Origin of the sequence: Pantoea jilinensis (genome assembly GCF_019104105.1) — a bacterium.
Classification (GTDB): Bacteria; Pseudomonadota; Gammaproteobacteria; order Enterobacterales; family Enterobacteriaceae; genus Pantoea; species Pantoea eucalypti.
Genome location: NZ_CP077746.1, coordinates 3,779,860 through 3,794,389, shown reverse-complemented (window position 1 = coordinate 3,794,389; position 14,530 = coordinate 3,779,860). Strand labels below are relative to the sequence as shown.

Annotated in this window: 15 protein-coding genes; 11 read left to right on the top strand and 4 right to left on the bottom strand. The window is 54.8% G+C overall.

What is annotated here, in order from left to right; translation table 11 throughout:
* Nucleotides 1-20 precede the first annotated feature (20 nt).
* Complete coding sequence (locus KTJ90_RS17895; RefSeq protein WP_008926600.1) at nt 21-1,082, bottom strand: ABC transporter substrate-binding protein; 1,062 nt, start codon at nt 1,080-1,082, stop codon at nt 21-23.
* Nucleotides 1,083-1,288: 206 nt separating this feature from the next.
* On the opposite strand from KTJ90_RS17895, the gene KTJ90_RS17890 reads away from it, so the two are divergent.
* From KTJ90_RS17890 to ubiA, 4 genes are all read left to right on the top strand, one after another.
* Nucleotides 1,289-1,996 carry a UTRA domain-containing protein gene (locus KTJ90_RS17890; RefSeq protein ID WP_008926601.1) on the top strand — a complete coding sequence of 236 codons (708 nt, stop codon included), beginning with the start codon at nt 1,289-1,291 and terminating at the stop codon, nt 1,994-1,996.
* 69 nt (nt 1,997-2,065) lie between these two features.
* Entirely contained in the window at nt 2,066-2,476 is a 411-nt protein-coding gene (gene psiE, locus KTJ90_RS17885) for a phosphate-starvation-inducible protein PsiE (RefSeq protein ID WP_003855792.1), read from the top strand.
* 86 nt (nt 2,477-2,562) lie between these two features.
* The gene (gene ubiC / locus KTJ90_RS17880) at nt 2,563-3,075 is read left to right on the top strand and encodes a chorismate lyase (protein WP_003855790.1); all 513 of its coding nucleotides are present in this window, start codon (nt 2,563-2,565) and stop codon (nt 3,073-3,075) included.
* Nucleotides 3,076-3,085: 10 nt separating this feature from the next.
* Complete coding sequence (ubiA, locus tag KTJ90_RS17875; RefSeq protein ID WP_003855787.1) at nt 3,086-3,970, top strand: 4-hydroxybenzoate octaprenyltransferase; 885 nt, start codon at nt 3,086-3,088, stop codon at nt 3,968-3,970.
* Between the two features lie 60 nt (nt 3,971-4,030).
* Here the strand turns inward: ubiA and plsB are convergent, their stop codons facing one another.
* Nucleotides 4,031-6,454: a glycerol-3-phosphate 1-O-acyltransferase PlsB gene (gene plsB, locus KTJ90_RS17870; RefSeq protein WP_140916139.1), complete on the bottom strand. Its 2,424-nt coding sequence runs from the start codon at nt 6,452-6,454 to the stop codon at nt 4,031-4,033.
* Between the two features lie 128 nt (nt 6,455-6,582).
* On the opposite strand from plsB, the gene KTJ90_RS17865 reads away from it, so the two are divergent.
* The 4 genes from KTJ90_RS17865 to KTJ90_RS17850 all read left to right on the top strand — a co-directional run bounded on the left by KTJ90_RS17865 (nt 6,583) and on the right by KTJ90_RS17850 (nt 9,469).
* Complete coding sequence (locus KTJ90_RS17865) at nt 6,583-6,951, top strand: diacylglycerol kinase (protein WP_039660679.1); 369 nt, start codon at nt 6,583-6,585, stop codon at nt 6,949-6,951.
* Nucleotides 6,952-7,056: 105 nt separating this feature from the next.
* Nucleotides 7,057-7,671 (top strand): transcriptional repressor LexA, encoded by a 615-nt coding sequence (gene lexA / locus KTJ90_RS17860; RefSeq protein WP_003855777.1) that lies wholly within the window; start codon nt 7,057-7,059, stop codon nt 7,669-7,671.
* A 98-nt stretch (nt 7,672-7,769) separates the two neighbouring features.
* Nucleotides 7,770-9,092, top strand: a complete 1,323-nt coding sequence (gene dinF, locus KTJ90_RS17855) for an MATE family efflux transporter DinF (RefSeq protein WP_039660678.1) — start codon at nt 7,770-7,772, stop codon at nt 9,090-9,092.
* Nucleotides 9,093-9,256: 164 nt separating this feature from the next.
* Nucleotides 9,257-9,469, top strand: a complete 213-nt coding sequence (locus tag KTJ90_RS17850; RefSeq protein ID WP_003855774.1) for a CsbD family protein — start codon at nt 9,257-9,259, stop codon at nt 9,467-9,469.
* 89 nt (nt 9,470-9,558) lie between these two features.
* On the opposite strand, the gene zur is transcribed toward KTJ90_RS17850, so the two are convergent.
* Nucleotides 9,559-10,080, bottom strand: a complete 522-nt coding sequence (gene zur, locus KTJ90_RS17845) for a zinc uptake transcriptional repressor Zur (protein ID WP_008926605.1) — start codon at nt 10,078-10,080, stop codon at nt 9,559-9,561.
* 450 nt (nt 10,081-10,530) lie between these two features.
* Between zur and KTJ90_RS17840 the strand changes: the two genes are divergently transcribed.
* The 3 genes from KTJ90_RS17840 to pspG all read left to right on the top strand — a co-directional run bounded on the left by KTJ90_RS17840 (nt 10,531) and on the right by pspG (nt 13,326).
* On the top strand, nt 10,531-11,781 hold the full coding sequence (locus tag KTJ90_RS17840) for a conjugal transfer protein TraF (RefSeq protein WP_003855763.1): 1,251 nt from the start codon (nt 10,531-10,533) through the stop codon (nt 11,779-11,781).
* Nucleotides 11,782-11,886: 105 nt separating this feature from the next.
* Nucleotides 11,887-12,879 carry a tRNA dihydrouridine(20/20a) synthase DusA gene (dusA, locus tag KTJ90_RS17835; protein WP_008926606.1) on the top strand — a complete coding sequence of 331 codons (993 nt, stop codon included), beginning with the start codon at nt 11,887-11,889 and terminating at the stop codon, nt 12,877-12,879.
* Nucleotides 12,880-13,059: 180 nt separating this feature from the next.
* The gene (gene pspG, locus KTJ90_RS17830; RefSeq protein WP_003855759.1) at nt 13,060-13,326 is read left to right on the top strand and encodes an envelope stress response protein PspG; all 267 of its coding nucleotides are present in this window, start codon (nt 13,060-13,062) and stop codon (nt 13,324-13,326) included.
* A 211-nt stretch (nt 13,327-13,537) separates the two neighbouring features.
* Here pspG and KTJ90_RS17825 read toward each other — a convergent pair whose 3' ends face one another.
* Nucleotides 13,538-14,521: a quinone oxidoreductase gene (locus KTJ90_RS17825; protein WP_003855757.1), complete on the bottom strand. Its 984-nt coding sequence runs from the start codon at nt 14,519-14,521 to the stop codon at nt 13,538-13,540.
* Nucleotides 14,522-14,530 lie beyond the last annotated feature (9 nt).

Sequence of the window (14,530 nt, the reverse complement as noted above, 5' to 3'; positions counted from 1 at the left end):
TCCGTTCTCCCTGTCGCGAATTACTGCTGCATGTTGATGATGACGTTTTCCTGCCACAGGCGCGGCAGCATTTTCGACGATTTATCCCAGGCAGCCTGATCCTTAACCGGACGGGCATTTTTATATTCTGATTGCGGCAGCAGGCGAGCCTGAACGTCTGCTGGCAGCGTCAGATGCTCAGCACGAATCGGGCGGGCATAGCCTTTAGCCAGATTGATCTGTCCCTGGTCTGAGAAGATATATTCGCGCGTCAATTTTGCGGCGTTAGGGTGTTTCGCATATTTGTTGATGATGGTGGTGTAGCCGGAGGTCACTGAGCCATCAGACGGAATCACCACTTCGTAGCGATTTCTGTCAATCTGGTCGCGGTAGTTAAGGGCGTTAAAGTCCCACACTACTGCCATCTGCACTTCACCTTTTTCAATGTTGGCAATCACCGGATCGGTCACGCCAAGACGCCCCTGTTTTGCCAGATCGGCAAAGAAGGCCAGCGCCGGTTTCAGGTTCTTCTCATCACCGCCTAAGGCGTAGTTGGCAGCCAGGACGCCGTTGGCCGCCTGAGCTGCCACGCCGACGTCACCGATAGTAACCACATACTTACCTTTCTTCAGATCGGCCCAGCTGTGGGGGATATCTTTAACCTGCTGCTTGTCGATCAGAAAAGCGATGGTGCCGGTATAAGCCAGTGCCCAGTTACCCTCTTTATCTTTGGCCCAGGCCGGAATCTGATCCCAGTGCGTCGGTTTGTAGGGCTGGGTTACACCCTTCGCGACAGCGATTGGACCAAAGGCGGCGCCCACATCGCCGATGTCAGCGCTGGCGTTCTCTTTCTCTGCATCAAATTTCGCCAGCTCCTGCGCCGATGACATATCGGTATCGCTGTGCTTAAGGCCATATTTGGTGCTGATGTCGTTCCAGGTATCTTTCCAGTTGGCCCAGCTGTCTGGCATCCCGACGCTGTTGACCTGACCTTCACTGCGCGCCGCTTTTTCCAGCGCGGCGAGGTCGTTATCGGCGGCCTGCGCAACGGGCAGGGTGAGGACTACAGCACTGGCTACTACAGAGGCGATAAACGCTTTCATCTCAGTTGCTCCGGGTGTAAGTTGATGGGCCTGGCTGGTCTAGTCCAGCAAGAACCGAGCCAATGTAGCCCCTCTATATGAACGATTTATGACAAAGCGGCGCTGTGCGGGGAATGGGCGATGAAAGACGTGGCGCGTTCGCCCGCCACAGGCGTGTTTATCTGACCAGTAAAAGTGCGAAGTCGCACCAAAATGAGGCTACTGTTGTGGAGTCGATAGCACTCAAAACGGCGGATGCGATAGCCAGCGCACTGCTGACACGCATTCAGGCAGGTGAGTTCAGCGGCGGACGCCTGCCGGCAGAGCGTGCCTTAAGCGAGGCGTTCAGCACCACGCGGATTACTCTGCGGGAAGCGCTGGGCAAGCTGGAAGCGCAGGGGATGATCTACCGTGAACTGCGTCGTGGCTGGTTTATCGCACCGCCGCGTCTGATCTACAACCCGCTGCATCACAGCCACTTTCATGCCATGGCGACGCAGCAGGGGCGTCAGGCAACCACTGAGGTGATCGCCGCTGAGCAGGTCGCGGCGCACGAGAGCGTAGCCACTGCGTTGCGGCTGGCACCCGGCTCGGCGGTTTACTGCATACGCCGCCTGCGGCGCATTGATGGGCGTGCGGTGCTCTATGTTGAGCACTACCTCAATCCCCGTTTTTTCCCTGGCCTGCTTGATGAAGACCTGACCCGTTCCCTGACCGATCTCTATGACCAGCGCTACGGTATTCGTTATGGCGGCGCGCGTTTTACGATTATGCCAGGCCCTTTACCCGAGGTCGCAGCGCCCACACTGAATGTGGCACCGGGCAGCCCCGGCTTGCTGATCACCCGCATCAACCGCAATCAGCAAAAAGAGGTGATTGACTGCGATTGTGAATACTGGCGTTACGATGCGCTCTGTGTTGATGTGGAGGCCTGAGGCGTTATTGTGATTTGCGTCACACTCGCGCATGATGCTGCGCTAATAACTCCTTTTTAAAGGCGCAACATGAGTGACAAAAATCCTTTGGCCCGCCACCTTGCAACGGTACTGCAATGGGTGCTGAATCTGGGGCTGCTGAGTCTGGCGATTATCCTGATCGTCTTTTTAGGCAAAGAAACGATTCATCTGGCAAACGTGCTGTTTAACACCAGCGAGCAGGCTTCCTCCTATCTGCTGATTGATGGAATCGTCATCTATTTCCTCTATTTCGAATTTATCGCCCTGATTGTTAAGTACTTTCAGTCGGGCTATCATTTTCCCCTGCGCTATTTTGTCTATATCGGGATCACGGCGATTATCCGCCTGATCATCGTCGACCATAAAAATCCCTTCGATACGCTCTGCTACTCTGCGGCGATTCTGATTCTTGTCGTCACCCTGTGGCTGGCAAACAGCAACCGGCTGAAACGCGAGTAATCCTCCTGCCGTCTGACACGACGGCAGGTGTTCGCATCGCCTCTCTGCGCTAAACTAGCGACCTGAAAATTATCGGGAGTGGTGCTATGTCGCAAGACGCACTCAGCTTATTACGTTCGCTCAACTGGCTTTCTCCGTCGCAGGCCACCCTTGCGCCGCCATTGCTTGACTGGCTGATGGAGGAGGATTCAATGACGCGCCGTTTTGAACAGCACTGTCAGCGGGTCACGGTTCAGCCGCTGCGTGAAGGCTTTATCGACGCCAGCGAGTTGGGTGAGGAAAGGGCGTTATTGCCAGACGACGAACGCTTCTGGCTGCGTGAAGTGCTGCTGTTCGGCGACGATCAGCCCTGGCTGGCTGGCCGCACGCTGGTGCCGGAAAGTACCCTCAACGGGCCAGAGGCGATGCTGCAACAGCTGGGCACCCGTCCTCTGGGTCGCTATCTTTTCTCCTCGTCGACGCTGACCCGCGATTTTATTGATCCGGGCCAGGTAGAGGGATTGTGGGGACGGCGTTCACGCCTGCGTCTTTCCGGCAAACCGCTGCTGCTGACTGAACTGTTTTTGCCGGCATCGCCGCTCTATCGCGATCTGGTCTGAGGATTCTGTGGTGCAAAATAGCGTAAGTATGAATAAGTGGCGGGCCTATGCTCGCCTGATGCGTATTGATAAACCGATCGGTACGCTGCTGCTGATGTGGCCAACGCTCTGGGCGTTATGGCTGGCGGATATGTCGATTCCGCCGCTGCCGGTGCTGGCGGTGTTTGTGGCCGGGGTTTTCGTGATGCGAGCAGCCGGTTGTGTGATCAATGACTACGCCGATCGGAAAGTCGATGGTCACGTTGAGCGCACAAAGCACCGTCCACTGGCCAGCGGCGCGGTCAGTGCAAAAGAGGCTAAGCTGCTGTTTGTGATTCTGGCGCTGGTGGCGTTTGCGCTGGTGCTGACCATGAATCTGATGACGATTATGCTCTCCGTCGTGGGGCTGGCGCTGGCCTGGGTCTATCCCTTTATGAAGCGCTATACCCATCTGCCGCAGGTCGTTTTGGGTGCCGCGTTTGGCTGGGCAATTCCCATGGCGTGGTCCGCAGTTAGTGAGTCCTTACCTCTGGTCTGCTGGCTGGTATTTATCGCTAATATCTGCTGGACGGTGGCTTATGACACGCAGTATGCGATGGTGGACCGGGATGATGATCTGAAGATTGGTGTGAAATCGACAGCGATTTTATTTGGACGTTTCGACAAGCTGATCATTGGCCTGCTGCAACTGGCGACCCTGCTGCTGATGGCGCTGGTGGGCATGATGCTGCATCTGAATGGTGCTTTCTACTGGACGCTGCTGCTGGCGGCTGCGCTGTTTGTTTATCAGCAGAAGCTGATCGCCGGGCGCGAACGTCAGCCCTGCTTCCAGGCTTTCCTGAATAACAACTACGTCGGGATGGTGCTGTTCCTGGGCGTACTGATGAATACGCCGCCGTTCAGTCAGCTGTTCTGAAAGTTTTGGGCATAAAAAAGGCGACCTCATGAGGTCGCCTTTTTACAATGCGCGCGGCGGTCAGTCGTGCGCCACCGCGGTTTCAATCGTCATGCGGACATCACTGGTGACCAGGTCAGCCAGAATATGCCAGGTCGCCAGGGTCTGCGCGACATCGGCATCACCGCTGTCGCTGATATACCCTTCATCACGCAACGTCAGTACCAGTGAGGTAAAGACCGCTTTGTCGAAGAACTCCGGCGCATTGATTCCGTGCAACACTGACAGACGCTGTGCCAGCGTCCGGCTCTCTTTCTCCAGCGTGCCACGGTTAATCGTAGGCTTGGCGCTGAGAATCGAGAAGGTAATGGCATAACGCTGCAGCGTTTCGCGCACACCAGCAGCCAGCAGTTGCAGCGTGCGATAGCGTGCTGCGGTAAAGCGCAACTCACCCGCTTCGAAGGTAATCAGGCCCTGACGTGCCAGCTCCTGACTTACGTCAGTCAGCAGTTGTGGCAGCTCATTGGTCTGCCAGCGCAGGAACAGTTCACTCTTCAGCATCGGATAGACCAGGCTCACCTGACGCAGCAGTTCCGCTTCACTCAGCGTCTGATGTTGCTGAACAATGGCGGCAATCAGCGACGGCATCACCAGCATGTGATGAATGTTGTTACGGTAGTAGGTCATCAACACTGCCTGCTCACGTGGCAGAATGATGATGTCGCCAATACTGTCTTTTTCACTCTCAAATTTGTTCATACCCAGGGCGTGATCCAGCAGCGCTTCTGCGGAAAGATCGGGTACGGTCGCATTGGGCGAATAAGGCACATTACGCAGCAACTGGGTATAGCACTCCAGCTGTTCAATCAGCTGTTCACGGGTTAGTGAGCGCTGACGTGACGCCAGCAGCGCCGTGACACAGAGGTTCATCGCGTTAGCCGCGCCCGCTTCATTAATACGCACCATCAGACTGGCCGCGATGTCATTAACGGTCGGCGTTAACCAGCTCGGACGTTGCGGCTCAATCGGATCGATCGCGTCGCGCCATTCCGGCACCCGCTTATTAAGATAGTTGACCAGCGGCAGCGGTTCGCCGAAGTTAACGTAACCCTGACCGAGATTGCGCAGCTTGCGTAAGCCGCGCACCATCTGCATGAAGCCCTCTTTCTCTTTGGCTGCACCGCGTAGTTCTTTGGCGTAAGTGCCCACTTCCATCACGTGCTCATAACCGATGTAGATCGGCACCAGCGTGATGGGGCGATTTCCGCCGCGCAGCATCGCCTGTAAGGTCATGGCTAAGGTGCCGGTTTTCGGGTCCAGCAGGCGACCGGTACGTGAACGGCCTCCTTCGACAAAGTATTCAACTGAATAGCCGCGGGTGAACAGCTCGCCGAGATATTCGCGGAATACCGTGGCGTAAAGCTTATTGCCTTTAAAGGTACGACGAATAAAGAAGGCGCCCAGACGACGGAAAATCGGTCCGGCTGGCCAGAAGTTGAGATTGATACCCGCGGCAATGTGCGGCGGCACCAGCCCCTGATGATAGAGCACATAGGAGAGCAGCAGATAATCCATATGGCTGCGATGGCAGGGTACATAGACAATCTCGTGGCCATCCTGCGCCAGCTGGCGAACTTTTTCACCGCCATTGACGTTGATGCCCTGATAGAGACGACTCCAGAGCCAGCCCATCACACGGTCGGTGACGCGAATGGCTTCATAGGAGAAGTTAGCAGCGATCTCTTCCATCATCTCAACAGCATTCTGCTGGGCTTTCTCATGGGAGATTTTTTTGCTGCGCGCTTCATCTTCGACGGCTTTTTCAATCGCTTTGGATTGCAGCAGACGATTAAACAGATCCTGACGCGCCGGTAAACGCGGGCCGATCGCCGCCAGTCGCTGACGGGCAAAATGGATGCGTGCCACGCGAGCCAGTTTCTGGGCAATCGACTTGTCCGTACCGTGTTCCGTTGCCATGCGGCGCAGCGAGACGGTCGGCGAGAAGCGGACAAAACTGTCACGTCCGTGCCAGATGACCGCAAAGAATTTCTGCACCCCATTAAGCACACGCAGATGCGGCGTCGCTTCGCCCTGGACTTCACGTCCTGGCGCACGACCAAACATCACGGTGACCGGCAGCATCTGAATATCCAGCTCAGGATTATTGCGATGCAGGTCGAGGTAATCGTGAAAGATTTTTACCGATTCAACGCTGGGCACAAAATAGGGAAATACGCGTGGGCCATTATGAATAAACACGTGGCGCGGCAGCAGCGAACCATCAATCTCCAGCGGAATCAGCGGATCGGGCAGATGATGCCGCAGACACTGTGCGCGTAAAGTCAGTAAGTCAGCCTTCGAATCGTAAGGCAAAACATACATAATAGGTCGGGTCGGATCCAGACCATGTTCAGACACGGGATCGGCCGGAATGGCCTTACTTTTTACCAAAAAGGAGAGTGGTAAATTAAGTAATTTGTAATAGAGTTTACGCCAACCTGACATAGACAACATGAAGCCTCTTGTTAGCAAAGCGCCGCAAGCATACCAGAAAGCGCAGCGAAGATCTGTGGTGGTGCCAATTGCACGCAGCCCAGACATTGACGTCAATTGAATGAAAGGGTTCCCACATCATGGCAAATAATGCCACCGGACTTATCAGAATAGTAAAAGCCGCAGGTTACTCCTGGCAGGGACTGCGTGCCGCCTGGCAGCATGAAGCCGCCTTTCGGCAGGAAACACTGGCTGCGCTGGCCGCTATTATTATCGCGTGCTGGCTGGATGTCGATGTGATCGCCCGCATCCTCATGATTGGCGCCGTGGTGCTGGTCGTCATTGTCGAAATCCTCAATAGCGCCATTGAAGCGGTGGTTGACCGGATTGGTCAGGAACATCATCCCCTGGCAGGCCGGGCCAAAGACATGGGCTCGGCGGCGGTGCTGATCAGCATCTTACTGGCCCTGTTTGTCTGGGTCGCGCTGCTCTGGACACATTTGCGATAAGCCTTCCATAACGCGCCTGAGGGCGCGTTTTCCCTGACAATCGGTTTCCATTTCGCCAATACCTGTATATACTCACAGCGACTGTATAAACAACCAGGGGGCGGGATGAAAGCATTAACCAGCAGGCAGCAGCAGGTCTATGACCTGATTCGCGACCATATATCTTCAACGGGCATGCCGCCTACGCGTGCAGAGATCGCCGCGCAACTGGGCTTCCGTTCGCCAAATGCGGCTGAAGAGCATCTGAAAGCGCTGGCGCGTAAAGGCGTTATTGAGATCGTTTCGGGTGCATCACGCGGCATTCGTCTGTTAATGGAAGAAGAAGTTTCAGAAGGACTACCGCTGATAGGCCGGGTTGCTGCCGGTGAGCCGATCATGGCGCAGGAACATATCGAAACCCACTACAAAGTGGATCCGGGCCTGTTCAAGCCTTCTGCCGACTTCCTGCTGCGCGTCAGCGGAATGTCGATGAAAGATATCGGGATTATGGACGGCGACCTGCTCGCGGTACATAAAACCCAGGATGTGCGCAACGGTCAGGTTGTCGTGGCACGCATTGATGATGAAGTCACCGTTAAACGCTGGAAAAAGCAGGGTGCTATCGTGCATCTTCTGCCTGAAAACAGCGATTTTGACCCTATCGTGGTCGACACCCGTGCGCAGTCACTGACCATTGAAGGTCTTGCGGTTGGCGTGGTGCGTAACGGCGAGTGGCTTTGATTCTGAGGCCTGCGTGCATTCGCCTTTTCTGATGCTATTCTGTCTGCCCTAATTTTGTTGCCTGCTTTGCTGCAGCGACACTGAGCACGGAACGGCGAATGCGCTTTATCACGGCAACGGATAAAAATCTCTGGCGGCTTGCGCTGCCGATGATCCTTTCAAATATCACCGTTCCCTTACTGGGCGTGGTCGATACTGCAGTTATTGGTCATCTCGACAGCCCTGTCTATCTTGGCGGGGTTGCGGTCGGGACCACAGTGACCAGCTTCCTCTTTATGCTGCTGCTTTTCCTTCGAATGAGTACCACTGGCCTGACGGCGCAGGCGTTTGGTGCGGGCGATAAAACCGCTCTGGCACGCGCGCTGACGCAGCCGCTGATCATTGCGCTGCTGGCCGGCGTGCTGTTCATCGCATTGCGTTATCCGATTATTCAGCTGGCGACCCATCTGGTAGGTGGCAATCCTGATGTACTGGAACAGGCGGCGCTGTTTATTCAGATTCGCTGGCTCAGTGCACCTGCCACGCTGGCAAACCTGGTCATCCTGGGCTGGCTGTTGGGCGTTCAGTATGCGCGGGCGCCGGTAATCCTGCTGATAGTGGGCAATCTGGTGAACATCGTGCTCGATCTCTGGCTGGTGATGGGGCTGCACTGGGGTGTCGCGGGAGCAGCAACCGCCACGGCGCTGGCGGAGTACATCACGCTGGGCGTCGGCGGCATCATGGTCTGGCGGGTGTTAAAGCTGCGCGGTATTACGTTTAATCTGCTGAAGCAGAGCTGGCGCGGTGACAGCGGCCGACTGCTGCGACTGAACCGGGATATCATGTTGCGCTCTCTGATGCTGCAGCTCTGTTTCGCCTCGCTGACCGTGCTGGGTGCGCGGCTGGGTCCGGACGTGGTGGCGGTTAACGCGGTATTACTGATGTTCATTACCTTTACTGCCTACGCGCTGGATGGTTTTGCCTACGCGGTTGAAGCTTTTGCCGGCGAAGCGCATGGCGCAAAAGATGGCAGTAAATTGCAGCACGTCTGGCACTCAGCCTGTCGGCAGGCGGTGGTAGTCGCGCTCTTCTTCTCGCTGGTTTATGCCATTTTTGGCCCGCAGATTGTTACCCTGCTGACCTCGCTTGAGTCACTGCAGCAGACAGCTGACCGCTATCTGGTCTGGCAGATAATCATGCCGCTGATCGGCGTCTGGTGTTATCTGCTTGATGGAATGTTCATCGGGGCGACACGTGGACGCGAGATGCGTAACAGCATGGTCGTGGCGGCGGCTGGCTACTTTCTGACGCTGCTCAGCGTACCGTTGCTGGGCAACCACGGTCTCTGGCTGGCGGTGACGGTATTCCTGGCGCTGCGCGGCCTGTCACTGTGGCTCATCTGGCGTAAGCACTGGCGTCAGAACAGCTGGTTTGAGGCGTGATCCAGCAGCGCTGACTCGGGAGGATACGGATTATTCTGTATTATTCTGCATTTTTGAAATTGGCTACTACAATTAACTCTAACAAGCGAAGTTAACCCGCGCTTTGTATCGTTATTTTGTTAAGCAGCAAGATAATTATTTAACCCGAGGATTGGAGGTCTGCCATGAACAAAGATGAAGCGAGCGGCAACTGGAAGCAGTTCAAAGGCAAAATGAAAGAGAAATGGGGCAAGCTGACCGACGATGATATGCAGGTTATCGAAGGTAAACGCGATCAGCTGGTCGGTAAAATCCAGGAACGCTACGGCTATGCAAAAGATGAAGCAGAGCGCGAAGTAGCAGACTGGGAAGGCACCAATAAAGATTACCGCTGGTAATCAGCGCATTACCCGATAGCCCGCTAAAATCCTTCCGGCGCGCCTGCACCGGAACAGTACAGGGACGGAACCGCACAAGGATGTGCCCGTCAGCCGCGTTTTCCCCGCTTTTTACCCTCATCCTGATGATTATGATCGCAACTCTCATGGTGCGTGCAGGCTTCAACGACGGCACAACTTTCACATAAACCATGTGCTTCAATCACGCTGTGGCGTAATGCAAACTGCGCTTCACCCGCCAGTGTCGCGATAATCTTTTCTACGCCCTGTGCCTGTTTCTCAGTAACGGCTGCACAACGGTCACAGACCAGCATGACTGACGTATGTGCCGGTGCTTCAAAGTGGTGACACATGACGTAGCTATTGTTGGATTCCACCCGATGAATGAAACCCTGTTCCAGCAGAAAGTCCAGCGCCCGATAGACCGTGGGCGGCTTAGCCTGTGGTTCGCTGACGCGAAGTTGATCCAGCAGGTCGTAGGCGCTGATAGAGCCCGGCTGTTCCGCCATCAGGCGCAACACCTCAGCACGCTGCGAAGTCAGACGCACACCGCGCTGCAGGCACATTTTTTCGGCCTGAATCAAAATTTGCTGCGACGTCAGGTTGGTCATGAAAATTCTCCGCTGGATAAGTGATGTTATTTTATCACACATAGTTTCGCGGTGCTGAGGTTGGTTTTTGTCTGATAAAACAGCATTATTCGCCTGATAAAGCAGCATATTTAGAATTCAGCCCGCTTTTTATCTCAAATATGACGATAATTCAGATCCATTCTGCAACCGTCTGAAGCGGAATTTGTTGGCATTTTGCTTTGCATCTCACTGAGTTAAGAAGTAATGTTCAGAAAGACTTAAGAAAAGTCTGGCATTGTTTGAAATGCACCGATGCAGTCTGAACTATTACAACGGTTTTTTGATTGGAAAACGTCCAATCCTTTGAATTAAGACACTGTTTCCTTTGAATTCACAGCAATAACGCGTTAGCCAGGGTTCACAATAGGGCTAACAAACTATTCAGTCGTTGAATGTTTCAATGACAATTTCTCAGGTGATGGCAGGCAAATGGTGAAAAAATCCGCTCAACGTTCAGCGCTGAAGTACTCCGCTGTAGTGACCGCGCTTTTCCTTTCTTCTTCCGCCATGGCGGCAGGGACCTGGTACGATGCACGTAATGACGCCATGGGTGGCACCGGCGTAGCATCTTCTCTTTATGGTTCCGCAGTGCTGGCGAACCCGGCATTGATGACGCGTGCTAAACCCGACGATAACGTCAGCATTATTGTTCCTTCAGCGGGTATTCAGGTTACTGACAAAGATAAGCTGCTTGATAAAGTCGATGATATTTCGGACACCGTGGATCGTTACCGCACAGTGCTGAATAACTTTACGCCAGCGGATTTCTTCCGCGGCTACCCTGAATTACGCGCCGCCTCCGGCGATGTCGCTAACAAACTCAGCGATTTGCGTGGCAACAAAGCGGATGGCAGTGCGGGTGCGGCCGTGGCCGTGACCATCCCCAATGAGACCCTGCCTTTCGCCTTTATCACCAAAGCCTACGGAACCGCGCACGTCCGCGCCAATGTCGTACAGGGTGATATCGACTATCTGCGCGGTGTTGCTGACGGTACGCGGTTCCCACGTCCTGGCGATCAAAATAACCTGCGCTCCAGCGCCAATGGCCTGGCGGCACTGACCACCGATTACGGTGTCGCGGTGGCGCATGAGTTCACCATCGCCGGTCAGCCAGTATCTGTTGGTGTGACGCCAAAAGTGCAGAAAACCTGGCTCTATAACTATACCGCCAGCATCTACAACTACGACAAGAACGACATTAACAATAGTAAGTATCGCAGCACCGACACCGGCTTTAACGTTGATGCCGGTCTGGCGACCACCTTTGCTGAAAACTGGACGCTGGGCGTGACCGGACAGAACCTGGTTTCACGCGATCTGCAGACCAGAGAGGTCAATGGTTACCGCGACACCTACCAGATTCGCCCGCTGGTCACCACCGGTCTCTCCTGGGATAAAGGTCCGTTTACCGTGACGGGCGATGTGGATCTGACGGAAACCAAACGCTTCAAAAGCCAGGATAACAGCCAGTATGCGGCGGTGGGCGCGGAATACCGCGTATTTGACTGGCTGCAGCTGCGTGGCGGTTATCGTGCGGACATGCGTTCTCACGACGAGAATGTCGCCACAGCAGGTTTTGGTGTGTCACCGTTTAACAAAGCCGTCCATCTGGATCTGGCTGGCTCAGTGGGTGCTAACAACACCTGGGGCGCGATGATGCAGCTCGGCTTTAACTTCTAACCGCGTTATTCAGGCTGTCGGGGTCGGGCGATGCACTATCGCCCGACCTTGTGTTATCCTTGCACAGAATTCCATCATCTTTAATTACCGGATTGCCTGCGCTTCATGTCTAATTTCTCTTCGCAACGCTTCTCTATTGCCCCTATGCTCGACTGGACCGATCGTCACTGTCGCTATTTTCATCGTCAGCTGACCGGCGATACGCTGCTCTACACCGAAATGGTGACCACGGGCGCGATCATTCATGGCAAAGGGGATTACCTGGCTTACAGTGAGGCGGAACATCCGGTCGCATTGCAGCTCGGTGGAAGCGATCCGGCGGCGCTGGCGCAGTGCGCGAAGCTGGCAGAGCAGCGTGGCTACGATGAAGTGAACCTCAATGTCGGCTGTCCCTCCGATCGCGTACAAAATGGTCGTTTCGGTGCCTGCCTGATGGCCGAAGCGAATCTGGTTGCGGATGCCATTAAAGCGATGCGCGACGTGGTCTCCATTCCGGTCACGGTGAAAACCCGCATCGGGATTGATGAGCTGGATAGCTATGAATTCCTGACTGATTTCATCGGCACGGTGGCGGGACGCGGCGAGTGCGAGACATTTATCATTCATGCGCGCAAAGCCTGGCTCTCTGGCCTCAGCCCTAAAGAGAACCGCGAAATTCCCCCGCTGGATTATCCACGCGTCTATCAGCTGAAACGCGATTTTCCGCATCTGACGATCGCGCTGAATGGCGGCGTGAAAACGCTGGAAGAGGCAAAGACTCATCTGCAACACCTCGATGGTGTGATGATGGGACGTGAAGCCTATCAAAACCCCGGCATTCTGGCGCAGGTCGATCAGACGTTGTTTGGTCGTCAGCATCCGGCGGCTAACCCGGTGGACGTGGTGCGCGCCATGTACCCCTACATTGAAGCGGAACTGGCGAAGGGCACCTATCTGGGGCACGTCACGCGCCATATGCTGGGACTGTTCCAGGGCATTCCCGGCGCCCGTCAATGGCGACGCCACCTGAGTGAAAACGCCCACAAACCGGGTGCTGATGTCCGTGTGCTGGAAGCCGCGCTGGCGCTGGTAGCGGATAAGATCCCGCAGGAAGCCTGATCTGCAATCCCGTCCTGAAAAACCAGCCATCAGGGCTGGTTTTTTTTACGCCACTTTATGGTTTTTTTCGCCAAAGCGTCATGCGGCTTTTGATTTTTATTATATAAAAATCAATGAATTAATGGTTGGCACGCTTCTTGTAATAGCGATAACAATCGATTTCAAAAAAGGAGCGCTGACGTGGAAATATTATTCGTATTAGGGTTTTTCCTGATGCTGTTGCTGACCGGTGTTTCGCTGATTGGTGTGCTGGCGGCACTGGTTGTCGCAACCATCGTGATGTTTGTCGGTGGACTGTTCGCACTCGTGATCAAAGTATTGCCGTGGCTGGTGCTGGCGGTGATCGCTGTATGGCTGCATCGGGCCTTTTTTGGCGACAGCGATGCGCGAGCGCGTCGTAAGCTGAGACGTAAAATCGACAGGCTGGACCGTAAAGGCTGGCGCTAAATGCGGTGATGATCACACTGTGAGAGATTGCTCAGCGCTGAACTGCAATTAACCATACTTTTTACTTATGTTTTCTGGCAGGATGCCTGAGGTCAAATCGATGTGCCATCGACTCGACATGAATTCATCGCCGCTGTCCCTACACCAGCGCGAACAAAAAATAAAAAACAGAAGAGGGCTTCCCATGGGAAGCCCTTTTTGTTGCCTGCAATTACGGGATTAACAGACAGGATCCCTGCGTGGCGCGGCTCTCCAGCAACTGGTGCGCTTTGCTGGCCTCTTTCAGCGCAAACTTCTGCTGTTCCGGCACATCCACTTTAATTGCGCCACTCGCCAGCAGAGAGAACAGTTCGGCGCTGGCGATTTCCAGCTCCTGACGGTTGGTGACATAGCCAAAGAGTGAAGGGCGTGTCACAAACAGTGAGCCTTTTTTATTCAGAATACTGAGATCAACGCCGGTTACCGGCCCCGATGCGTTACCAAAACTGACCATCAGGCCATGACGGCGCAGCGAGTCCAGCGACGCCTCCCAGGTATCTTTACCCACGGAGTCATACACCACGGCCACTTTTTTCCCTTCAGTCAGCTCGCTGACGCGCTGTGCAATGTTCTCTTCGCGGTAATTAATGGTCGCCCAGGCGCCGGCATTTTTCGCCATGGTGGCTTTTTCCGCTGAACCCACGGTGCCGATCAAATGCGCGCCCAGCGCTTTTGCCCACTGACAGGCGATTAATCCGACGCCGCCGGCGGCAGCATGAAACAGGAAGGTCTCACCGGCGCTGATTTTATAGGTCTGGCGCAACAGATATTGCGTGGTGAGTCCTTTCAGAAAGCTGGCTGCGCCCTGCTCAAAGCTGATGGCTTCCGGAAGATGCATCAGGCGATCTTCCGCCACGTTGTGCACGTCACTGTAAGCACCCATAGCCGCCATGCAGTAGACCACGCGATCGCCGGGTTTAAACAGGGTCACACCATGGCCTACGCGCGACACCACGCCCGCGGCTTCTGTCCCCAGGCCTGAGGGAAAATCGGCAACCGGATAGAGCCCGCTGCGAACATAAGTATCGATGTAATTAATCCCGATAGCGCGATTTTCAACCTGCACTTCATGTTCAGCGGGGTCAGCAGGTTCAAAATCCGTCCACGCTAAAACGTCCGGACCGCCATGTGCGCTGAACTGAATACGCTTTGCCATTCTGACTCC